Source organism: Helicobacter magdeburgensis, assembly GCF_000765825.2.
In the GTDB taxonomy this organism is placed as follows: domain Bacteria; phylum Campylobacterota; class Campylobacteria; order Campylobacterales; family Helicobacteraceae; genus Helicobacter_C; species Helicobacter_C magdeburgensis.
The window spans coordinates 14,770-37,962 of sequence record NZ_JRPE02000013.1; the positions used below are offsets into that span (position 1 = coordinate 14,770).

The following is a 23,193-nucleotide window of genomic DNA, read 5'->3' on the forward strand; positions in this document are numbered from 1 at the left end:
GGCAGAATGAAGATTCTTGTCCTTGGCATTGGCAATATTCTTTTTGGTGATGAGGGCATTGGGGTGCATTTATCCAATCTCTTAAAGCTCAATTACCGCTTCAGCGGGGAAAATAAAGTGGATTTTGTAGATGGTGGCACACTTGCTTCTATGCTTATCCCCCTTATCACTTCTTATGATAAGGTGCTTATCCTTGATTGCGTGAGCGTTAAGGACGCCAAAATAGGCGATGTATATTATTTTGATTTTGATAATGTCCCACAAATCATCACTTGGGCAGGGAGTGCCCACGAAGTAGAAATGCTCCAAACACTAAGAATGACAGCCATTTATGGCGATTTACCCCCGGTTAAAATCATTGGCATTATCCCAGAAATCATCGGCGAAGACACAGCTTTCACCCTTTCATCAGCAGTCAAAAATGGAGCAAAAACAATGGAGCAACTCGCCCTAGACTTTTTAGCAGAAAATGGAATAACTGCCCACAAAAAAGATGATAGGGATTTACAAGAGGTTGCCAATGGCTCATTTAGAGGCTATGAATGATATATGATTTTAGATTCTTAAATACAAGCGAAGATGCGGATTTTTTTCTCTATCTGCTTGCTTCACAAGCCAAAACTCTAAACCTTGAGGTATTTTTCTACACGCAAGATTCACACACACATTGCATTATCCCAGACTTATCAGCCCTTATGGAATCTTATCTGCAAAGCCAAGCCACACAGAATCATCAAACCCCACAAACTAGCCAAGATTCTATACAATCAGCACCTACGCACACAGCCCAAACCAACATATTACCCCACGCTTTCACACTTTATCACAACTCACAAAATATTGTAGATTCTCAAAAAATCTTAGACTTTGCCAATGACATCTCACTCACTCTGCCGCTCTCGCTTTATTTTACCTTTAAAGAGATTACACCCATTAGCCCAAATCAAGCCTTTTTTGAAAAGCTCTCCTTGCAAGAATCTAACCACGCTAAAGAATCTAATAAATCCAGCCACACCCATAAAAATCTAACGCAGATTCTATCCCTTGCCTTGCTTGAGCTGTTGCCCTGCTCTACACTTTTTAGCTCTCATCAAATCATTGCTCTTTTTAACACACCCAAAACCTATTACTACACGCCTATGCAAACAAGTCAGATTCTAAATCCTAAAAGCGATGGCTTTGCTTTTCTTAATCCTCCGCTTTCCATTACCCATAAACCACTTGCCACGCAGGACAAAACATATTTTTTACAGATTCTCCACGCCCTAAAGGATAATCAGCAAGTCCCCCTCCACACCCAACGCGGCATTGTCTCACTCTCTCTTACCCCAACGCCAAACACCCACGCAACCATTGCTTGTGATATTGCCTCGCTTAAAACCTACTTCCGCATACATAAAGCACAAATTGACATTCTCGCAAGTTTTGAAAAACCCCTAACCCACCTTGTGCCAAAGGAAGTTTTTGAAAAGCATTTTCCGCTTAATGCCACGGGGCTAGTTAGAATCGGTTTGCCCTATGATATGCCTTTAGCTATTATTGGGGCTTTACTTTTGCAAGATGATATAGGCTATTTTTTTCTATCCACGCCCAGTCAAGATTCTAAGCCACCCTTTGATTTTTGCCACTCTCCAGCCCCAAAGGAGCAGATTCTTACCATATCACAGAGTGGAATCTTTATTGACAATCACATCGCCACATCACATACGCTCACTTCCCTTATACAGGAGCATATCACAGATTTAACCCAAAGGCATTTAGTCATCTATCTTAGCTCACGGCATAAAAGTGCCTTCCTTGTGTATGACAATACACCAAAAGTCCTGCTTGACATTCATTTTGAAAACAATCCAAAGCTTATTTTGCAAAACATCGCCACATCTTATAAGAGCGGAGATAATCTCATCAAAAACTTCACTTCACGCTTTCCACATCTTATAGAATCTATAAACGCCCTGCCAGATTTAGAGCAGCCAACTAGCAATCTTATTGACATCTTTGATAGTGCGGCTTTTACTCTAGGCTTTAACACAAATGGAGCGAGTGATAAAAATGCCCTTTTTTATCGTGCGTATCGCTTCGTGCGTGAGCGGGGACCTCGCATTGATTATACACTTTTGCGGGAAAACAACACACTTAGCCTTGATTATCATCGCATTATCCGCTCAAGCATTAGCTTTAAATGTGCGGATATGGAAGATGAGATTTTAAGCTATGGAATACTAGATTCTCTAAGTGAGTTTATCGCCACCCTTGTGCGGGATACAAAAACAAATTTGCAGATTAAAAAAGTATTGTTACTTGGAGATATGCTAAGCAATAGCATTTTCCTTGATAGAATCTTAGGCTATTTGCCAAAAGATATTCATCTTATTTTGCCAAAAGATGGCTTACTTGATTACTAGCAAGTTACTCAAAAAAGCTATAATCCGCAGCATTTCACACCTACAACTTTTCACAACAAGGAGAATCTAGTGAGAAAATCCATAAAACTTCAACCTTTTGCCATAGCGTCATTAAGCCTTGGGTTACTTTTTTTTACCGCGTGCAGTGATGATAGCACAACTCTAGCCACAAATGAATGCCCTAGCCACGCTCTATGTATCTACAAAAACATCTCCTTTTCTCAACCCATTATGCCTGATGTATATAAGGCAAGTATCCGCATTACCGAAAGCGATAGTTTGCGTAAAGGTGGCGAGATAGAATCTAGTGCTAAAAAAGAAATCGCCAACACCCTTAATGATATTTTGAATCTCAATAAAGAAAAGGGCTTGTGTGAAGGGGGCAACTATGACTTGCGTCCAAATATCCAATACAAAGATGGAGCGGCACGAGACACAGTTGGCTATACGCTAAGCTTTAGCTTAGAATGCGATGTCCCAAGTGAGCAGAAAAAAGATTATGATAATTTTATCGCCGCGGTTGATAAAAAAATCAACAAAAACAAATTCCTAAGCTTTCTTGCACCAAATGTTACTATAATCGCCACACCTGAAGCGTGGCAAAACACGCAAGACAAAGCTTTTGCTGGAGCGTTGAATCTTGCTAAAGAAAGTCAAAAAGAGCTAAGTGAGATTCTAGATAAAAAATGTGTCTTAGCAGGAGCTGATGGCGTGAATAACGCTATCGCACCGCGTGAGTTTGCAAAACTTAGCAATATGAGTGCATCAGCAGACATCAGTTGGGAGCTTCCCGCACCAAAGGAACAGGAAGTGAGTGCTAAGATTCAAGTTAAATATATTTGTAAATAAAGGATTTCTATGCAAAGTAGCTTTGATACCACACTAATCCACGGGGGACTCACCACAGACCCACGCACAGGTGCGGTAAATACGCCTATTTACCAAACCTCCACTTACGCTCAAGATGAGTTAGGTAAGCACAAAGGCTATGAATACTCTCGCACCAAAAACCCCACAAGAGATGGGATTGAAAGTCTTATAGCCGAATGTGAGGGCGGGAAATATGGCTTTGCCTTTGCCTCTGGTATGGCAGCCCTTGGCACGATTTTAAGCCTATTTAAAAGCGGAGATTCTATCATCATCTCACAAAATGTCTATGGTGGGACTTTTAGAATCTTAGATAAAGTCTTTAAAAACTTTAATATTAACTATAAGATTGTGGATACAAGGGATTTAGACGCTTTGGATTCTGCCCTAACCCCTGAAGTCAAAGCCGTGTTGATTGAAAGCCCAGCAAATCCGCTTCTAAGCGTTACGCCTTTGGCAAAAGTCGCTGAAATTTGCCGACAAAAAGGGGTGTTAAGTATCGTGGATAATACCTTTATGACGCCCTATTTGCAGCAACCTTTGAGACTAGGCATTGACATTGTGGTGCATTCTGCGACAAAGTATCTCGGCGGACATAGCGACCTTGTAGCCGGGCTTGTGGTGGTAGATGATGAGAATCTAGCTGAACGCATAGGATTCTTACAAAATAGCATTGGCGGTGTATTGGCTCCATTTGATAGCTTTTTGCTTATCCGCGGTATGAAAACTTTAGGCTTACGAATGCAGCGACATTGTGAAAACGCTCTATTTCTAGCAGAAGCCCTAAGCGAACACAAAGCGGTGGAAAAGGTGTATTACCCCGGACTAAAAAGTGATAGCGAATATGAAGCCCAAAGCTCTCAAGCGCGTGGTGGCGGGGGAATGCTAAGCTTTATATTAAAGCCAGAATATGATTATAGAATCTTTTTTAAATCCACGCGTATCATCGTTTTAGCCGAAAGTTTGGGTGGCGTGGAGAGCTTGCTTTGCCACCCTGCGAGTATGACTCACGCCTCTATCCCTAAAGACTTGCGTGAATCTATGGGGATAACTGAAAATCTTATCCGCCTATCTGTTGGCATTGAATATGGCAAAGACTTGCTTGAAGATATAAATCAAGCGATTGAAAAAAGTCGTGTGTAATATATAGCCTTGATATTAAGATTCTAGCCGCCTATGCTTTTAGCTCAAACGACATCTATTGAAATTCTCAAAGGAAGCTATTTGTCGTAAATCATTTATTTTGGATTCTATCTCTTTAAATTTAGAATCTAACTCTCCCTTACGCTTTATACCTAAATCTATAAAGCTAGATTCTCTCTCAATGCCTACAAACTGCCTACGCAAAAGATTTGCTGCAATCCCTGTGGTGCTAGAGCCTGAAAATGGATCGCAAATGATAGAATCATCATTACTTCCCATTAAAAGCAGTCGCACTAAAAGGGCTAAGGGCTTTTGTGTGGGGTGTTTGCCAAAGGTCTTTTCCCAAGGAGCAATCGCTGGGAAGATCCACACATCACGCATTTGCTTATCATTGTTTAGCTTTTTTAGAATCTCGTAATTAAAAATATGCTTATGTTTATGGCTTTTTCTAGCCCAGATGATTTGCTCAGTAGAGTGCGTAAGATAGCGACAGCTAAAGTTTGGCGGAGGATTAGTCTTCTGCCAAGTGATGATATTTAAAATCTTAAAATCAAGCTTTTGCAACGCCCTGCCAAGTGAAAAAATATTATGATATGTCCCGCTTATCATAATGCTGCCTGTGGGCTTTAGGGCTATTTTTGCATTTGCAATCCACTCCATATTAAACCTATCAATTTCATCAATATTTTCTCCCCTGTCCCATTCGCCTTTATTCACACTCACAATCTTGCCACTTTGGATACTTAAGCCATCGTTTGAGAGAAAATAAGGCGGATCGGCAAAAATCACATCAAAACTCTCTTTCATCTGCGGCAAAAGGGCATTACAATCGCCTTGATAAAGACTAAATTTAGAATCTAAGCTTGTAAAAGCGGGGATTAGCGTGTGAAATTTAGCGGTCATTTTGTGCCTTTTTGATAAAATCTTTTACATTATTGAGATTATACATCTCTACGCTTTTATAGGCTTCTTGCAATTTATTTTTACTGCTGTGCCAACCTTGACCATCAGTAATCCATACAAAGTTTTTATCGGCAAATCTATCAAATTTTGGGGCTAATTCTTGATATGCTCTAGCTGTTTCGTTAAGCTTACTCCCACCGCTTGTATAAAAATTGCATTCAATAAAATAGCTCATAGTTTCCCCAAAAATCACAAAGTCAAATCGCTTTTTATCATCTCCAAAACTTCCCTGTAAGTCGCTAAACTCTACAATATTCACTTGTTCTTTAAAGTGTAAATTAGCCTTTGCAAAAAGATCTCTTAAATAAGATTCCATAAAAGCACCGCCACGATTTTTCCTTGCATTACTATCTAACCCCACTTCAATGCCAAAGACAAAATCATTTAAATCTTTAATTTTTCTATCACTAAAGATAGAATCTAGCCCACTCTCACAGATAAAATCATAAATCCCTTTAGGGCTTTGTAAATATACATTTATGGATATTTCATTACGATTAGAATCTAGCACCAACTCTTTTTCATTGCGAATCGCTAAAATCAAAGGCAAAACATCAAAAGCCTTAGCATACTCATCAAAAAGCAAAGTAATCTTATCTTGCAAATTCTCCTTTGATACGCCCAACAAAAGATTTAAATGATTAAGACTAATACTTAATTTATCTTTATTTGCTAGACACTTCTGTCAATCTACAAAAAAGCCCATATCTCTATTTGTCGCTCTAAGAGTGCTTAGAAAAGCCTCAAATGGTAATGTATTTTTCACAATTATTTCCTTATGTGTTGTGCATTTTAGATTTACTTCCCCAAACACCCTTTTGAAGATAGAATCTACTTATTCCTCAAACTGCAAAGGTTGCTATTTATATTGTTAAAATCCTTTTGTGCCTACAATCTTTTAAAAGCTAGATTCTATCTTTTTTCTTTTAATTTTTATATATTTCGTGCAAGATAAAAAAGTTGTAACAACATTTACCATAAAATTAAAAGCCTTATTTACTATATTTCGTAATTTTAAAAACAAAGGATGCACAATGCTTTTTCACTCAAGCCTTGAACTTATCGGTAATACGCCACTTGTAGAGCTTTCACGCATAGCCATTCCAAATAACAACCGCATTTTTGCAAAGCTAGAATCCTACAACCCCGCTGGTGGCGTGAAAGATCGCGTAGCCCTGCATATTTTGCAAAAGGCACAAAAGCAAGGTAAGCTACATAAAGATTCTGTGGTGATAGAAGCCACTGCAGGGAATACGGGGCTAGGCATAGCTTTTGTATGTTTGCATTTTAATATCAAGGCGATTTTAGTCGTGCCGGATAAATTTTCCATTGAAAAGCAGATTCTAATGCGAGCGTTAGGGGCAGAAGTGATTAACACGCCAAAAGAGCTAGGCATACAAGGTGCGATTGATAAAGCACAAGAATTGCTAGATTCTACTCCGCATTCTTTTAGCCTACATCAGTTTGAAAATCCGCTAAATCCTGAAGCACATTATCTTACTACCGCAAAAGAGATTTATGCGGATATGCAGGGTGTGCGGGATTCTAATATACGAGATTTTTTTGGGGATTTATCCACAACACACGCAACAAGCAATGGCAAGAAAAGTAGCCAAGCTAATTTGGCAGATGAATTTTGCGATGATTTTAAGGGTTATCAAGCGAAAAGCGAAGGGAGTTATCTAAACGATAATGACCGAGCTTTGAGTGCAGATTCCCTTAAAAGCACGCAAAAGTCGCTGCCAAATTTGGATTATTTTGTATGCGGTGCTGGGAGCGGCGGCAGCTTTAGCGGAATAGCACAATACCTAAAAGAGCAGGATTCTAGGATACAAGCTGTGCTATGCGATCCTATCGGCTCAATCATCGGCGGAGGGCAAGAGGGGTGTGCAAATATTGAGGGTATTGGCAACAACTTTATCCCAAAGACTATGGATACAAGCCTTATAGATTTGGTGCAAAAAATCAGCGATGAAGAAGCGTATCAAGGGCTAAAAATCTTAGCTGGAGAGGAGGGAATCTTAGCTGGAATCTCATCAGGAGCGTGTTTGCAAGCGTGTTTAAAACTCGCCCAAGAAGTAGAAAACAAACTCATCGTTACACTCTTTGCCGATGATTTAAGCAGGTATTTGAGCAAGAATTTGGTGTAATTTTGCTTCGCATAGTAGTAAAAAAGATTCTATAAATCCGCTACAATAACACACTTAATCCTAATAGGAGATTGATTAAAAAGCTAGGAAATACTATGGACTTCACACAAGAAAAAGACTTGCAAAATGAGATTGCAAATAATCAAAGTTTGCAAAGGGATATTTGCAGTTTGCTTGATATGGATTTTTATCAAACAAAACACTTCAATACTATTATTAAAACAATAGTTTTTAAATACCTAATAGGGCTTCAACAATGACAATACCATTACACAATACATCTTTTAGCTACAAAAACACAACATTATTCAATCATACCTGCCTTGATAAAACGATTTTGCAAGAAAACTCGCTTAATTTAATCATCACTTCTCCACCTTATAATGTGGGTATTGAATACAACTCAAATGAAGATTCTAACTCTTATGAAAGTTATTTAGAATTTTCTCAAAAATGGATAGAAAATTGTTATTTTTGGGCAAAAGATGGGGCAAGATTCTGTCTTAATATCCCACTTGATAAAAACAAAGGCGGACAGCAAAGCGTGGGGGCGGATTTAATCATTTTAGCAAAGCAAATTGGCTGGAAATATCACAGCACAATTATTTGGAATGAGGGAAATATCTCACGCCGCACAGCTTGGGGGAGTTGGCTTAGTGCATCTGCTCCTTATGTTATCGCACCTGTTGAGCTTATAGTTGTGCTATATAAAGGGACTTGGAAGAAAAGGTATAAAGGGGAGAGTGATATAAGCAAAGAGGAATTTATGGCTTGGACGAATGGATTATGGAGTTTTAATGGGGAGTCTAAAAAACGCATAGGACACCCAGCCCCTTTTCCTAGAGAACTGCCGAAGCGGTGCATTAAACTTTTTTCTTATGTAGGTGATGTGGTGTTTGACCCATTTTGTGGCAGCGGCACAACAATGATAGAATCTTATCTTAACAATAGAAAGTTTATAGGCATTGAGCTAGATAGGGAGTATTGCGAACTAAGCAAAAAACGATTTTTAGAAACAATCCAAAAAGAAAGGGGAATTTTTGATGAAAAATAATGGCTCTCAACTTGATCTAATAATGGAATTTTTTAAGGCAAATCCAAAACGAGATATTAAACACCCTGAAGTGGTGGATTGGGTTGTTAAAGAATGGCAAAAACGCACAGGAAAAGTTTTTAGAGACCCAGATAGAGGTATTAGAAGTTTGCACCAAAAAGGCTATTTGCAAAAGATTGCAAAGGGAGTTTATCACTATAACCCAGATTCTATCAATTTAGGGCAAGATTTAGAGGATTTTAGTCAAGCCTTAAAAAAGCAAATTTTAGAGCGAGATAATTATAAATGTGTGATATGTGGAATGGGTAAAAAAGAAGGAGTTGAGCTTCATATAGACCATATAAAACCAAAGGATTTAGGTGGAAAAGCGGTTTTAGAAAATGGGCAAACTCTATGTAGTAGGCATAATTTTTTAAAGAAAAATCTAAAGCAAACCGAAACAGGTAAAAAGATGTTTATCCAAATGTTAGAATCTGCAAAAGATTCTGGTGAGAGTGAGCTTGTGGCATTTTTAGAAGAGGTTTTAAGCATTTATGAAAAGCATAATATCAATGGGCATATAGTATGGAAAAAGTCAAGTGATATATAATCTTAGAATCTTATTTTATTCTATGTGCTAGAATCTTTGCATTTAACAAACAAAGCAAAGGCGGTGATTTATGGGTGTTTTTATAAGATTATTTAAGGTTAGCACAAAGGCTAAGATTCTAATGCCTTTGGCGTTTATAGCGTTTGCAAATGTGGCTTTTGCTGATAGTGAAAGTTTGCAAAAGTTGTTTAAGGAATACAATATAAGCAAAGATAAGCAAGAGCATATCAAAAAGCAATGCGATATGGCTAATTTTGACTTCAATCCTAAAAATAAGCAAGAGCAAACCTATCTCTTTGAAACAACGCAAATTGATTGTTGGGTGCAAAGCTTAGGCGAAGTGCTAGGCTCAACGCAAGGCATTCTAGCTTCACTTAATTATGGCTATAATGAGTATGACAAGCTTTTAAACAAATACTACAAACTCTACCGCACTGAACTCAAAAAGAAAGGCAAAACCACACCAACAGGGGCTTTCTCTCACGAGCCAAGTATAGAAAAAGGGCAAGACACACTGCTAGAAGAGCAAAGAGCGTGGCTTAAACTCCGCGATAGCTATGAGGCATACACAAAGACACACCACGCACATATCTATGATATAAATGGCGGTGGCACGATATATAGCATTGAAGCAAGTAATGCAAGGCTAGGATTCTTAAAAATGCGTGTAAATGAGCTATTTTCACGCTATTTGATGATGATAACAGATGGTGACATAGGGTTTGATAGTCTCTTTGGGTGTAATGTAGATGGGGATATATAGGCGTTAAGTTATAGCTAAATCTCGCAAGATTCTATGTTTGGCAAAGTCTCTCTTTTAGCAAACTTTTAGCAAAACAGGGTGCATTAATCCTTGCATTATCAGAATCACACCTTGCTCAAATCACTCAAAATATAAGAATCTAGCCTTTCACTTTACTTTCCAAAGTTTTAGAATCTAGCCTTATAAAAATCTATACAGATTCCTAAAATCTTAGAATCTTAGCCTACAAACACAATACCCCAAAGCCCTAAAACTTCTTCATATTTGCATCTTGTAAAATATCTTGTGCGATGTGTTCTACACCTAAGCTAATCTCTTGCGTCTTATGTGCGGTTTGCGTGTTATGACTTGTTATCTCTTCTAGCTCAACAATACTTTCATTAATATGCTCAATACCCTCCATTTGCACCTTAATCGACTCGCCCATATCATTGATACTTTGCACAAGCAAATTCACACTTGCCCCTATCTCGCCCAAGCTCTTTTGTGTGCGTTCAGCCAAGTTTCTCACTTCATCAGCTACGACTGCAAAGCCCCGCCCGTGCTCCCCTGCCCTTGCTGCTTCAATCGCTGCATTTAGTGCTAAAAGATTAGTTTGATCAGCAATCTCTGCGATAAATCCTAGAATCTTTTTAATATCATCGCCCTGCTGCACCACTTCTTGTGCCTTACTATCAACACCCTGCATAGATTCTGTAATCTCTCTTACCGCATTTGCCGTCTCTTCTAGCGACTTGCTTTGCTTCTGTGTGCTTTCACTCATCGCCATTACAGAATCTTCTAGCTCTTTTGCCTTAAGATTTAGCGATTTTGCAAAATCAAGGCTAGTAAAAAGCATTTTGCGTATCTCTTCGCCCAAATGCCCCACACCTTCATTCATCGCTTGAAGTTCGCCTTGCAGATTCTGTGCCGACTCACTCTCTTGCTTTTGGAAGTCATTGTCTGCATATCGCTTCAAAATCACAAGCACACGCGAGACATTCTCATCAAGGGAAGTTAGCATTTCATTAAACAGCACGCCAAGCTGGGTTAATTGCGGATTGTTCGCATTTGTCTGTATCTGCAAATGCAAATGCCCCTGCTTGATACTCTCAACCGCTTGAAAAAAGTCTTCCAAACTCTTTGTATCCTTTAAGAGATTCTGCTGAATCGTCTCTACATTTTCATTAATCGCTTCTGCCATTTCTTGAAACTCATCGCTGCTGCGGAGTTTCAAAGGATTCACACTTTTTTGCTTGTGATTTAAAAAGTCAAAAAACTCTAGCAAACTCTTTTTAATGCGTCTAATGGGCTTTAGCAAATACGCCAAAATCACATAGAGTGCGACAACGAGAATAAGGGCAAAAATGCCTAGCATAATGAAAATAGGCTTGTTGTTTTGACTAAGCTTATCGGCAATGCGAGATTCTGGGATAATGGAGCAAAGCAGCCATTGCGTTTGAGATTCTACCTTGCAAGTTGCGATATTAGAATCTAGTTTAAAAGTCGGTGTGTCCGCGCTAAAGCTACTTTTTATCGCCTTAGAAAAATCATCACTTTGCAAAATCTTACTCTCATCATTATGGCTGACATAATTGCCATTTTTGTCTATGATGATAATCTCTTGTTCGCTTGTATTCTCATCTTGTGCGTGGATATAGGCATTGAGTGATTTTAGGGCAATATCGCTACTAGCCACACCGATGAATTTACCATTTTCAATCAGTGGGGAAGCAAAGCCAAAAACTGGAATCTTATATGAGTTTTGTATCCACGGCTCACTTAGCACTTCATCTTTAAGTGAATTTTTAGGGATTTGATACCAACTTCTTATGCGGGGGTCATAGCCATCTTGTGGGTATTGGTGTTTGCCATTACCCCGTAGCATTCTCCCGCTAGATTCTATACCGATATAAGTGAGATTAAAATCGCCAGATTCTTGGATAAGGCGGAGATTTTGTGTCATTTGAGATTCATTTAAGCCACTTGCAAGGGCTTCTTTTGCGAGTTTTTGAATTAACCGCTTTTTCTCATCAATATAGACATTGATGAGATTTTCTAATTGCGTTACTTGCTTTTCTTGCGTCTCATACTCAATGAGTGTAATGGTCTTTTGTGCGTTAAAATACACAAACCACGCCAAAATGCTAAAACTCACAAGCACCATTAAAGTCGTGCTAATTGATACCTTTGCGTTGATTCCTAGTCTTAGTTTCGCCATTTACCACACCTTTGTCATAAGATATTCCAACATAGGTTAATCATATACACAAAACATAAAAACAAACTTTTTAACGCTAATAATTAAATAAAAAACTCACCTTCTCATATATTTTACACATTATTCATACTCCTAGTTTATCAATCTTTGCTTTTTCATACACATAAAAATCACAAAATGAACTCTCATTTGGCTTATTTTCATCATAAGGATAGGCATTTGGTATCATTGTCTTAAACTTCCACTCTACCGCATTTTTTTGCACCCAACTACTAAACTGCCTATGTCGCACGTGTTGAGTATGGGGCTGATCCTTGTTTGATGAGTAGATGATTGCAAATTTTTGTGCGTATGTAAAAAGATTACGCATACAAGATTCAAAAATTTCATCATTTACAAGATGATAAATCACATCTAATGACAGCCCAAGCTCCGCACTGCTAGGATTTTCTAAAAAATCACTCACTTCATAAAATACCTTAGTTTTATCATTAGCAAACTGCTTTTTTACTTTTTCAATCACACAAGGCGAGACATCAAGCCCTGTGTATTGTGGATATTCTGCCAAGGAGAGCTGATTCCCATCGCCACAGCCCCATTCTATCACACTTTGAATCTTATGCTTTTTTACAAAGTCATTTATTACCTTTGCCTTAAAAATCGCTAAATCCCCATAGCTCCCAGCCCCAGAAGCCCATCAAGCCTTGATTGAAGCCCATTTTGTTTATGCTGATTTTTCAACTTTTGCCTTTAATCTTTATTTATACGCAATTTTTAGTTTGAATCTCCGCAGGGTGCTTAATCTCCTAGTCATTTGTTAGATTCTTATTTAAAAATTATTCACCACTCTCACAACTTCTTCTGCTTGTTCCTTGCTCATAATCGGGCTAATCGGCAAAGACAACACTTCCCTATGAATCTTTTCAGTAATGGGTAAAGAGAGATGATTATATTCCTTATAGGCTTCTTGCTTGTGCGGTGGGATAGGATAGTGGATAATTGTCTCAATCCCATTGTCCTTTAAATACGCTTGGAATCTATCCCGCTCTTCGCAACGCACGACAAATAAATGCCACGCGTGCCCTTCTTCACTCACACATTCGGGCAAAATAATCTTTTTATTTGTGATATTTTCGCGGTAAAACTTCGCCACTGCTCTGCGAGATTTATTATCAAAATCCAAATGCTTTAACTTTATTTCTAGGAATGCTGCTTGAAGCTCATCAAGCCGAGAATTTAGCCCCTTGTAGAGATTGACATACTTTTTATGTGAGCCATAATTCCCCAATGCCCTAACTTTTTCCGCTACATCTTTATGCTTTGTGGTTACCGCTCCGCCATCGCCTAATGCCCCTAGATTCTTCCCCGGGAAAAATGAGAATCCAGCCACATCGCCAAGTGTGCCAACCCTTTTGCCTTGATAGATCGCGCCGTGCGCTTGTGCGCAATCCTCTATAATAGCAAGTTTGTGCTTTTGTGCCAGCTCCCACACCTTTTGCATTTCCACGACCTGCCCATACAAATGCACGACCAAAATCGCCTTTGTGCGAGGCGTGATAGCAGATTCTATTTTCTCCACATCAATGTTATAAGTTTGCAAACTAGGCTCAACAAAGATAGGTTTGCAGCCATTATCAGAGATAGCCAAAATTGAGGCGATATAGGTATTTGCCGGGACGATTATCTCATCATTTTCCCCAAAGCCTAGTGCCTTTATACCTAACCGCAGGGCATCTAGCCCATTACCACAACCTATACAATGTTCTGCCCCACAATACTCAGCAAATGCCTTTTCAAAAGCCCTGCTTTTTTCTCCTAAAATATACCAGCCAGATTCTAGCACCTGCTTCATCGCCGATTCTAGCTCGTCTTTAAAACGCGAATTAATTGCCTTTACATCAAGAAATGGGATCATTGTATAACTTCCCCTATCCATCAATCTTTAGCACAGCCAAAAACGCTTCCTGTGGTAACTCAACCTTGCCGATAGCCTTCATACGCTTTTTACCTTCTTTTTGCTTCTCTAGCAGTTTTCTTTTACGCGTTATATCCCCACCATAGCACTTTGCCGTTACATTCTTACCCATTGATTTAATCGTCTCTCGCGCGATAATCTTATTGCCAACACTGGCTTGAATCGCCACTTCAAAAAGCTGCCGCGGCACAATCTCTTTCATAGATTCTACTAACGCCCTGCCTTTTTCATAGCTTTTTGACTTATCTACAATGATTGACAACGCATCTACAACTTCCCCTGCCACGCGTATATCAAGCCGCACCAAATCGCCCTCCCTATACTCAATAGGCTCATAATCAAAACTCGCATAGCCCTTCGTGCAGGACTTCAGCTTATCATAAAAATCCATCACAATCTCATTGCTAGGCAACGCATACACAAGCATTACGCGGCTTTGGGTAAGATAATCCATCTTTTCTTGAATCCCGCGGCGATTTGAAAGTAGCGTGATGATATTCCCCAAATACTCGCTAGGCGTGATGATACTTGCCCGGACATACGGCTCTTTTATAGATTCTATCTTTTGCACTTCAGGCAACTCACTGGGATTTTGCACCGCTACCATACTGCCATCAGTGAGATAGACTTCATACACCACCGTGGGAGCTGTTGCAATGAGACTTAGCCCAAACTCACGCTCCAAACGCTCTTTCACCACTTCCATATGCAAAAGCCCCAAAAAGCCAACGCGGAATCCAAAGCCTAATGCCACACTCGTTTCCGGCTCAAAACTCAAAGCAGAATCATTAAGCTTTAGTTTATTTAACGCTTCGCGTAGCTCTTCAAACTTATCTGTCTCAATGGGGTAGATTCCAGCAAATACAAAGGGCTTTGCTGGGCGAAATCCCTCCACTGGCTCTTGTGTGGGATTCTTCGCATCTGTAATCGTATCGCCAACTGCCATATCTGTAAGGCTTTTTAGCCCAAGTGAGATAATGCCAATCTCGCCACAAGCGATACTCTGCGTTTGAATCTTTTGCACCGGGTGGGGATAATATAACGCCAACACTTCATACTTTTTCCCACTACTCATTACCTGCACTTCCTGCCCAACCCTTAGCTCCCCATTCACAAGCCGCACGAGTGCTAAAGCACCAAGATAGTTATCAAACCAAGAATCATAGATTAAAGCCTTTGTGGGAGCGTCTTTATCGCCTTGTGGAGCTGGGATTTTCTCAATGATAGATTCTATAAGCTCCTTAATGCCCTCCCCACTTTTTGCACTCACTTTCAACGCCTCCGTACAGTCAAGTCCTATGGTAGATTCTATATCTTCAGCCACTTTGAGCGGGTCAGCAGCAGGCAAATCAATCTTATTAATCACAGGGAGAATCTCAAGGTTATTTTCCATAGCGATATAAACATTTGCGATTGTTTGTGCCTCCACGCCTTGACTTGCATCAACCACGAGCAAAGCCCCCTCGCACGAGCTAAGAGAGCGTGAAACCTCGTAGCTAAAATCCACGTGTCCGGGCGTGTCAATGAGATTTAGAATATAAGTTTGTCCTTTGTAGGGGTAGCTAAGACGCACAGATTGTGCTTTGATGGTAATACCGCGTTCTTTTTCAATATCCATTGTATCCATAATCTGTGCGGTCATCTCCCGCTCACTCACCGCCCCACACTCTTGGATAAGCCTATCTGCAAGTGTGGATTTGCCGTGATCAATATGAGCGATGATAGAAAAATTACGAATATATTGCTGTTTAAAAGCATTTTGCGTATTCATCTCGTGCCTTTATGTAGAATCTAAGGCGTGATTGTAACACACTCAAGGCACTTTGTCTATATGCTATGCCTTGTGCTTTATCTCAAGCAAAGAAAAATGAAGCAAAAGTCCTAACCCATTAATAATCGCCCTTTTGCCATTCTCAAGCCTAATCGTCCAGGAACGCAAATAATCATCATCTCTCTTAGGTAAATCAATACCTATTTCAAAGTCATTGTGAAATACACCCTGAAATCCAAGCTTATCGCATAATTGCAATGCTGTTTGCCTACTATGCATATTCCAGCCAGATTCTAGGTGCTCACTCCCAACAGCACGAGATTTGATAAACACATCGTGTGGATAGGGATTAAAAATACCCATAATAAATCCCCTACCCCCATTTGCAATCATTTTAGTAAAATTTCTCAAAGGTTGTTCAAGGTCATCAAAAATACTTAATACACCGTTACAAAACACTAAATCAAATGTTTGCTTTGGTAATCCCTCTCCACTGACTATGTCTCCTTGCCACAAAGTAGGAATAGGCTTATTACGCGCTTGAAAATCCGCCTTTGTCTTTTCAAGCAGACTTGGCAGAATATCAATCCCAAAAAGTTGAGATTCAGGGAAAATCCCACTTAGATAGTAGAGAAAATCCCCATTTGAACAGCCAATATCTAAAATACTTTTAGGGAAATTTTGAGATGAAGGCTTTTTAGTATTGCCCCCCCCCCCGCACATAAAGTGCTAGGCATTACTTTATTGTTTTCCATATTTTACTCCTTTTGTTTTTTTTAAGATTCCCATACAGGGTTTTTTAACACCCAACGCCCAAAGCCATCTTTTGTGAAAATATCACGATTATAGAATCTATCCATAATCGCCCAAAACTCACTCTCTTTATATCCTGCAAATTTACAAAAATCTTCTACCGCTTTTGCATCAAGATTATGATCTCTTTGCTTGACAATCTCTACTGCCTCATCGCGACTCATCATTCCATAGCGAATAAATCTCGCCGCATAGTCAGTTGCACAGGCGTGTCCAAATTTAGGATATTTCATCCACGCGTGAACAAGATATGCCACAGAATCTACCTGATCAAAGCTCTCTGCACACATTGTCCTATCCCATTCTCCAACCAAGTCGTGGAAGCCTCGGGATTTAGCAAAAATATAATTTGAATAGGAATTCCAAGGAATAAAATAAGAAAGATAAATAGGATCTAGCTTACTAAAAGCAGTGGGGGGGGGGGCAATAGTTAATTCAAGGTCTTTTTTTGAAAGATTTTCATCAATGAGTTCTTCTAATGGTATATCACTTGCCACACCATTGCTTAAAATCTCTCTCGCACTATATGTCTCTTCACTATCACCGCCGCCATATTCATAGCTCACATTTTCGCCATACACAAGCAGTGGTGTATTAAACTTCAACGCCATATGGATAGGATAAGTATAAATCAGCCTATCTATAAACCAAGTGGGCTTACCATATTTTTCAAAAGTTTTACGCATAAGGGCTTTTTGCGTCCGTAAATCCGGCTTTAGCGTTATAAGATGACAGCCAAAGGCTTCAGAAATATTGCGTAAATTATGCCTACCTGCTTCGGTCATAGAAAAATTATCTTCCACTGAAAACAAAATAGGATTCATACCCATTACTTCTTTCATCATATAGGTTTGAAAATGTGAATCTTTCCCGCCGCTTACAGCAATCGCACAATCCCAAGAATCTCCATTGCACCCACGATACTTATCGCATAGCTTTTTAAACTCTTCAAATCGTGCTTCATAATCCACCTTTTGCTTACGCTCGTGGTTTTTACACGGCATACACACGCCATCACTATCAAATGTAATACCCGGACGCGTATCAGGCATTACACACTTCTTGCAATACTTCATTTGCACTCCTTTAAAATTAAGATAGGCAAAAATTATATCACACTTTGCGTTTTTTTTTTTTTTTTGTAAATCATTCATTACTTTTCATAAATATTTTTCCTGCAAAACCTAAATTTTCTTAGAATAACTTTTAGCTTGTTTTGCTACAATGGCACACGAAAAACCTACAAATTAGACATTTTTTAGTTATGAAAATTTGACTTTTTGTATTAAATCTAAGTGTAAAGGATTATTCAAAAGCTATGCAAAACACCATTATGCAGGACATCAAGCAATTATCCGTGTTCTTAGATACAAGCATTCAAGATGCACTAAAGATTTTTGGCACTTATGATGGCGTAAGATTGCTTGTTGTCAATGATAAAAATGGCAAGTTTTTAGGCATTCTTACCGACCCAGATATACGCAGGGGACTGCTTAAGGGCTTAAGCCTATCAAGCCCTGTGGAATCCATCGTGCAAAAATCGCCCATTACCGCAAATATCAAAGATTCTAAAGAAAAGCTTATTGAGCTTTCAGCACGACATAATATTTATGAGATTCCGCTTTTAGATGAGAATGGCAAAATCGTGCGGATAGAATCTATTGCTTCTTTGCTAAGGACACCCACTTTTGATAATCCCATTGTGATTATGGCAGGGGGCTTGGGGAAGCGTCTTAGACCTTTGACAGATTCTATCCCAAAGCCAATGCTTAAAGTCGGCTCAAAGCCTATTTTACAAATCATTTTAGAGCGATTTAAGGCTCAAGGCTTTAGCAATATTATTCTTTGTGTGAATTACAAGTCTCATATCATTGAAGATTTTTTTGGCGATGGGAGCAAGTTTGGGCTATCTATACGCTATATTAAAGAAGAGAAAGCACTAGGCACAGCTGGGGCGTTAAGCCTTGTTGATGACATAGGAGAAAAACCGTTTTTTGTGATGAATGGCGATATTTTGAGCGATATAAACTTTCAAACAATGCTAGAGTTTCATAAGGAGCGTGGCTCTCACGCTACAATGGGTGTGAGAGAGTATAACTATCAAGTGCCTTATGGTGTAGTAGAATGCGATGGTAGCAAGATTCTTAACATCATAGAAAAGCCTACGCAAAGCTTCCTTGTGAGTGCGGGAATCTATGTGCTAGAGCCGCAGATTCTGCCCCTTATCCCCAAGGATTGCTTTTTTGATATGCCTAGCTTATTTAATCTTATTTTTAGCCAGGCACACTATAATGCCCACTCGTATTTAATCACTGACTATTGGATTGACATCGGTCGCCACGAGGAATATGAAAGAGCTAATAGTGAGATAAACATTTAACTTATCCCACTACAAGTTATTATAAAACTAACTAGAAACATAAAATTACATAGCAAAGGATTCACACTTGTCTTCTCATAACCACTCATTCCTTTCAATCATTCCTGCCAGAAGTGGGAGTAAAAGACTGCCTGATAAAAATATCAAGCTTTTATGTGGGAAACCTCTTTTAGCGTGGAGTGTAGAATCTGCGTTAGATTCTAAATATATTGATGAAGTGGTTGTTAGCACGGATTCTAGTGTGTATGCGGATATTGCTAAGTCTTATGGGGCAAATGTGCCGTTTTTAAGACCTGAATCTTTAAGTAGTGATACAACGACTACTTTTGATGTATTAGAGCATTGTATTAGATTCTATAAAGAATCTTTGGGAAAAGAGTTTGATTATATCGTGCTACTTCAGCCCACTAGCCCCTTGCGACAAGCTTGGCATATAGATGAGGCGTGTGAAAAAATTATCACAAAAGAGATGGATTCTCTTATCTCTGTGTGTAAATGCGAACACCCGCCCCTATGGAGCAACACCCTACCAGAAAATGAGAATATGAATGATTTTATCCCCAAAGCGGTGCGAGAGATACGCTCCCAAGACTTGCCGCAATATTACCGCCTAAATGGCACGATTTTTATCGCTAAGACTGAATCTTTACTTACACATAAAAGCTTTCTCACCCCCCAAACCATCGCCTATAAAATGGACAATCTCTACTCAAGCGACATAGATTCTGCACTTGATTTTACATTTGCGGAGTTTTTAGCTTCACATATAAGAGATATTAATGGGGGGGGGGGCAATACACAACTAAAGCCAAAAATCCTTTATATTCCACTTCTTACACCTTTTGCCACAGCATTATCAAGCCACACATCTTTATCCGCCCTAGATGTAGCCCCAGCGGAGGCAGCCTAAATGTCGCTTAAGATTCTTATCATAGGCTATGGCTCTATTGGCAAACGCCACGCACAAGTTTTGCAAGAATACTTTTCAAACACAAACATCACACTTATCAGTTCTCAAAATCTCCCAAACGCCTACCCCAACCTAGAATCTCTGCCCAATATCCACGCTTTTGATTATTATATTATCAGCTCTCCCACCGCTCATCATCTGGCCCATTTGAGTTATCTAGATTCTCAAGTAAAACATAAAAAAATCTTTGTGGAAAAGCCCCTTTTTGAATCTGCCCACAGCTTTACCCCAAGTGGGCAAAACACAATCGTGGTGGGATTTTGCCTAAGATTCCACCCACTCTTAAAGCAGCTTAAAACAATCCTGCAGGATTCTGCTCCCTATGCAGTAGAAGTCTCGTGTGGCTCATATCTGCCATTGTGGCGTAAAGGTGTGGATTACCGCCAAGTGTATAGTGCGGATAAAACGCAGGGTGGGGGTGTTTTACTTGATTTAAGCCACGAGCTTGACTATATACAATGGCTTTTTGGGAGCTTCCAAGATGAAAGCCTTGTAGGCTTTAATGGCAAGATTTCCGAGCTTGAGATTTCAAGCGATGATACACTTATGCTTATTGGCAAAACAAAGCAAAATACCCTTATCCAGCTCAACCTTGACTACTTTAGCAAAAATCCAAAGCGACTACTAAGAATCCACACGCCAAAGCACAGCATAGAGCTTGATTTAATCGCAAATTCCCTTAGCATTACCGACACGAAGGGCAAGACACAGCATTCAAACGCCGCATTTGAACGCAATGAACTTTTTGCGATAATGCACCAAAGTGTGCTAGATTCAGCAGATTTCTTAAATACAAAAATCCCTAAAAAACTTTTAGATTCTCTTAAATCCAAAGCTCAGATTCTCCCCACCCTAGAAGAATCTCTTCTCTTAATGCAAACTCTCACAAGGATAAAAAATATGAAACCACATCAAAAAATTCTCTGTGTCATCGGTGCTAGAGGCGGAAGCAAAGGTGTGAAAAATAAAAATATCACGCCCATTGCCGGAAAGCCCCTTATTGCTTATACTATTCTCCAAGCCCTGCAAAGCAGTCTCTTTACGCATATTGTGCTTAGCACAGATTCTAAAGAGATAGCCAAAGTCGGCAAGGAATGGGGAGCAGAAGTGTTTTTTCTAAGAGATAAGGAGTTGGCAAGTGATACTGCCGGGAAGCTTCCAGCCATACGCGATGCACTTTTAAGAAGTGAGGAGTATTTTCAAACGCATTATGATGTTGTGTTTGACCTTGATGCGACAAGCCCTTTGCGACTTGTGAGTGATATTACACAAGCTTATAGTCAATTTGTGCGTGATGATAATGATATTTTAATCACCGCCGCCCCCGCACGAAAAAGCCCATATTTTAATCTCGTAGAAATATTTGAAAACAATGGCAAACAACAAGTAGCCTTAAGTAAAACCCCCGATAAGCCCATTTTACGCCGACAAGATTCCCCCAAATGCTATGATATGAATGCCAGTATCTACATTTGGAAGCGTGAAGCGCTGCTTAGTAATGAAAGCGTCTTTACGCCAAACACAGGGCTTTTTGTAATGCCAGAATCTAGAAGCGTAGATATTGACACGCCACTTGATTTTGAATTTGTAGAGTTTATGCTGAATAAAGCAAATAAGTTAAATCTAACGGGGGGGGGGATAGACTAAATATTTTTGTGCGAGATATAATATCCCATATAGCCCCCATAAAGGAGGCTGTATGATAAAAAATCTTGCTATTATTCCTGCACGAGGCGGAAGCAAAGGTATTATAGGTAAAAATATCAAGCCCATTTGTGGCAAACCTCTCATCGCTCACACGATTGATTTTATAAAACAAATCCCTGCTTTTGACAAAATCATTGTATCCACTGATGATTCTAATATTAAACGCGTAAGCCTTGAATATGGTGCAGAAGTTATTGATCGCCCAAAAGCATTAGCCACGGACACTGCTTTAGCTATGGATTCTATCCGCCACGCTGTACAAGAGCTAGAATCTAGCGGGGAAACAATAGAGTATATCTATATACTTGAGGCAACTTCGCCCTTGCGTAGAAAAAGTGATATTGTGCAATGTATGGAGATTCTAAGAAGTGGCAAGTATGATAGCATAGCCACCCTTATACCCTCTAGCATATCGCCCGGACGAATGTTTCAAATCAATAACAACACCATAAGCCCTTATATTGAAGGTTCTGTAGCGTGGATGCCCCGCCAATCCCAGCCAAAAGCCTATCAATGTGATGGAATCCTTTATGGCTTTAGCAATGCCATTCTTCAAAAGTATAAAGATTCTCAATCCGCCTTTTTAGGCAAAACTTACCCCTATATCACGCCCTATGAATGCCTTGATATTGATACGCTCTTTGAATTTGTCATTATTGAAAAGCTCCTTGAAATGGGCTACCCAGAAAAAAGTTTGAAATAAAAGGAGTGCGTTATGAAAAAGCCTTATCTTTTAATCACAGGTGCAAGCAGTGGTGTGGGGAATCCCCTTACACATTATCTTTCTCAAAGATTCCATATCCTAGCCCTAGCAAGACGCAAGGAAAAAATGCAAGAATCCTTTGACAATAACGCCAATGTAGAGATTATAGAATCCGATCTTGCTTCACTTACAGACCTAAAGCACACACGAGATTCTATTACACAACGCTACAATGAAGTGCTATATATCATTAATTGTGCAGGGACAAACCAGCCCCAAACTCCACTAGAATCACTCAATATGCAGGATTTAGACTATGCCCTAACACTCAATGCAAAAGCTCCTATGATGATTATCAACCACTTTTTGCCCATAATGAAAAAACGCAACTTTGGCAGAATCATCAATGTAACAAGCGGTGCGCCACTGAATTGTGCGGAAAACTTTGGCATATATAGTGGGAGCAAAGCCCTGCTTAACACCCTAAGTGTAACTTTAAGCAAAGAGCTAAAAGATACAAATATTAAGCTTAATCTCCTATCCCCCGGACCTGTGCGTTCAGAAATGAGCCCTAATGCGACTTTAGAGCCAAACATCTGCTTTGATATGGTGGATTATCTACTCAACATAGATAAATCTTCTGTCGGCGGGGGATTTTACTGGATTAAATGGCGGGTGCCGCTCTTCCCGGATTTAGAAGGGGTAGAGTGACTCAAAGGTATTGGCAATCACAAATTAGA

21 protein-coding genes and 2 pseudogenes are annotated in these 23,193 nt (G+C 39.5%); 15 read left to right on the forward strand and 8 right to left on the reverse strand.

Annotated features, from left to right (window positions below; translation table 11 throughout):
- Nucleotides 1-6: 6 nt before the first annotated feature.
- From LS74_RS08465 to LS74_RS08480, 4 genes are all read left to right on the forward strand, one after another.
- On the forward strand, nucleotides 7-546 hold the full coding sequence (locus LS74_RS08465; RefSeq protein WP_034589295.1) for a HyaD/HybD family hydrogenase maturation endopeptidase: 540 nt from the start codon (nucleotides 7-9) through the stop codon (nucleotides 544-546).
- Nucleotides 543-2,405 (forward strand): hypothetical protein, encoded by a 1,863-nt coding sequence (locus LS74_RS08470; protein WP_034589297.1) that lies wholly within the window; start codon nucleotides 543-545, stop codon nucleotides 2,403-2,405. The genes LS74_RS08465 and LS74_RS08470 overlap by 4 nt, the downstream gene beginning before the upstream one ends.
- 69 nt (nucleotides 2,406-2,474) lie before the next feature.
- Complete coding sequence (locus LS74_RS08475; RefSeq protein ID WP_138129021.1) at nucleotides 2,475-3,254, forward strand: SIMPL domain-containing protein; 780 nt, start codon at nucleotides 2,475-2,477, stop codon at nucleotides 3,252-3,254.
- Between the two features lie 9 nt (nucleotides 3,255-3,263).
- Nucleotides 3,264-4,415 (forward strand): trans-sulfuration enzyme family protein, encoded by a 1,152-nt coding sequence (locus tag LS74_RS08480; protein WP_138129023.1) that lies wholly within the window; start codon nucleotides 3,264-3,266, stop codon nucleotides 4,413-4,415.
- 39 nt (nucleotides 4,416-4,454) lie between these two features.
- On the opposite strand, the gene LS74_RS08485 is transcribed toward LS74_RS08480, so the two are convergent.
- Nucleotides 4,455-5,318 (reverse strand): DNA-methyltransferase, encoded by an 864-nt coding sequence (locus LS74_RS08485; protein ID WP_034587230.1) that lies wholly within the window; start codon nucleotides 5,316-5,318, stop codon nucleotides 4,455-4,457.
- Nucleotides 5,308-6,144, reverse strand: a pseudogene (locus LS74_RS08490) (type II restriction endonuclease). Before LS74_RS08490 ends, LS74_RS08485 begins: the two are co-directional and overlap by 11 nt.
- Nucleotides 6,145-6,412: 268 nt before the next feature.
- On the opposite strand from LS74_RS08490, the gene LS74_RS08495 reads away from it, so the two are divergent.
- The 5 genes from LS74_RS08495 (at nucleotide 6,413) to LS74_RS08510 (ending at nucleotide 9,934) form a co-directional block, all read left to right on the forward strand.
- A complete protein-coding gene (locus LS74_RS08495) occupies nucleotides 6,413-7,528 on the forward strand; it encodes a PLP-dependent cysteine synthase family protein (RefSeq protein ID WP_034587229.1) in 1,116 nt (371 codons plus the stop codon).
- 95 nt (nucleotides 7,529-7,623) lie between these two features.
- The gene (locus LS74_RS10935) at nucleotides 7,624-7,788 is read left to right on the forward strand and encodes a hypothetical protein (protein WP_004089167.1); all 165 of its coding nucleotides are present in this window, start codon (nucleotides 7,624-7,626) and stop codon (nucleotides 7,786-7,788) included.
- The gene (locus tag LS74_RS08500; RefSeq protein WP_004089171.1) at nucleotides 7,785-8,582 is read left to right on the forward strand and encodes a DNA-methyltransferase; all 798 of its coding nucleotides are present in this window, start codon (nucleotides 7,785-7,787) and stop codon (nucleotides 8,580-8,582) included. The genes LS74_RS10935 and LS74_RS08500 overlap by 4 nt, the downstream gene beginning before the upstream one ends.
- The gene (locus tag LS74_RS08505; protein WP_034587228.1) at nucleotides 8,572-9,171 is read left to right on the forward strand and encodes an HNH endonuclease; all 600 of its coding nucleotides are present in this window, start codon (nucleotides 8,572-8,574) and stop codon (nucleotides 9,169-9,171) included. The genes LS74_RS08500 and LS74_RS08505 overlap by 11 nt, the downstream gene beginning before the upstream one ends.
- A gap of 70 nt (nucleotides 9,172-9,241) precedes the next feature.
- Nucleotides 9,242-9,934: a lysozyme inhibitor LprI family protein gene (locus tag LS74_RS08510; RefSeq protein WP_004089177.1), complete on the forward strand. Its 693-nt coding sequence runs from the start codon at nucleotides 9,242-9,244 to the stop codon at nucleotides 9,932-9,934.
- Between the two features lie 247 nt (nucleotides 9,935-10,181).
- On the opposite strand, the gene LS74_RS08515 is transcribed toward LS74_RS08510, so the two are convergent.
- The 6 genes from LS74_RS08515 to LS74_RS08540 all read right to left on the reverse strand — a co-directional run bounded on the left by LS74_RS08515 (nucleotide 10,182) and on the right by LS74_RS08540 (nucleotide 17,769).
- Nucleotides 10,182-12,134: a methyl-accepting chemotaxis protein gene (locus LS74_RS08515; protein ID WP_034587227.1), complete on the reverse strand. Its 1,953-nt coding sequence runs from the start codon at nucleotides 12,132-12,134 to the stop codon at nucleotides 10,182-10,184.
- Between the two features lie 124 nt (nucleotides 12,135-12,258).
- On the reverse strand, nucleotides 12,259-12,741 hold the full coding sequence (locus tag LS74_RS08520; protein ID WP_236096885.1) for a class I SAM-dependent methyltransferase: 483 nt from the start codon (nucleotides 12,739-12,741) through the stop codon (nucleotides 12,259-12,261).
- Between the two features lie 222 nt (nucleotides 12,742-12,963).
- Nucleotides 12,964-14,049, reverse strand: a complete 1,086-nt coding sequence (locus LS74_RS08525; RefSeq protein WP_034587225.1) for a DegT/DnrJ/EryC1/StrS family aminotransferase — start codon at nucleotides 14,047-14,049, stop codon at nucleotides 12,964-12,966.
- Nucleotides 14,050-14,062: 13 nt separating this feature from the next.
- Nucleotides 14,063-15,880: a translation elongation factor 4 gene (gene lepA / locus LS74_RS08530; RefSeq protein WP_138129025.1), complete on the reverse strand. Its 1,818-nt coding sequence runs from the start codon at nucleotides 15,878-15,880 to the stop codon at nucleotides 14,063-14,065.
- A gap of 63 nt (nucleotides 15,881-15,943) precedes the next feature.
- Nucleotides 15,944-16,603, reverse strand: coding sequence for a class I SAM-dependent methyltransferase (locus LS74_RS08535; RefSeq protein WP_138129027.1), 660 nt, complete (start codon nucleotides 16,601-16,603; stop codon nucleotides 15,944-15,946).
- A gap of 53 nt (nucleotides 16,604-16,656) precedes the next feature.
- The gene (locus tag LS74_RS08540; RefSeq protein ID WP_034588393.1) at nucleotides 16,657-17,769 is read right to left on the reverse strand and encodes an N-acetyl sugar amidotransferase; all 1,113 of its coding nucleotides are present in this window, start codon (nucleotides 17,767-17,769) and stop codon (nucleotides 16,657-16,659) included.
- A 257-nt stretch (nucleotides 17,770-18,026) separates the two neighbouring features.
- Here LS74_RS08540 and LS74_RS08545 point away from each other — a divergent pair, with 257 nt between their 5' ends.
- The 6 genes and pseudogenes from LS74_RS08545 to LS74_RS08565 all read left to right on the forward strand — a co-directional run bounded on the left by LS74_RS08545 (nucleotide 18,027) and on the right by LS74_RS08565 (nucleotide 23,164).
- Complete coding sequence (locus LS74_RS08545) at nucleotides 18,027-19,073, forward strand: nucleotidyltransferase family protein (protein WP_034588395.1); 1,047 nt, start codon at nucleotides 18,027-18,029, stop codon at nucleotides 19,071-19,073.
- 67 nt (nucleotides 19,074-19,140) lie between these two features.
- On the forward strand, nucleotides 19,141-19,983 hold the full coding sequence (locus LS74_RS08550) for an acylneuraminate cytidylyltransferase family protein (protein ID WP_034588387.1): 843 nt from the start codon (nucleotides 19,141-19,143) through the stop codon (nucleotides 19,981-19,983).
- Nucleotides 19,984-20,688, forward strand: a pseudogene (locus LS74_RS11415) (Gfo/Idh/MocA family protein); the annotation flags it as partial. It lies immediately after the preceding gene.
- 255 nt (nucleotides 20,689-20,943) lie between these two features.
- A complete protein-coding gene (locus LS74_RS11420; protein ID WP_034588397.1) occupies nucleotides 20,944-21,690 on the forward strand; it encodes an acylneuraminate cytidylyltransferase family protein in 747 nt (248 codons plus the stop codon).
- Nucleotides 21,691-21,742: 52 nt separating this feature from the next.
- On the forward strand, nucleotides 21,743-22,453 hold the full coding sequence (locus LS74_RS08560) for an acylneuraminate cytidylyltransferase family protein (RefSeq protein WP_034588390.1): 711 nt from the start codon (nucleotides 21,743-21,745) through the stop codon (nucleotides 22,451-22,453).
- A 12-nt stretch (nucleotides 22,454-22,465) separates the two neighbouring features.
- Nucleotides 22,466-23,164, forward strand: coding sequence for an SDR family NAD(P)-dependent oxidoreductase (locus LS74_RS08565; RefSeq protein ID WP_236096886.1), 699 nt, complete (start codon nucleotides 22,466-22,468; stop codon nucleotides 23,162-23,164).
- Nucleotides 23,165-23,193 lie beyond the last annotated feature (29 nt).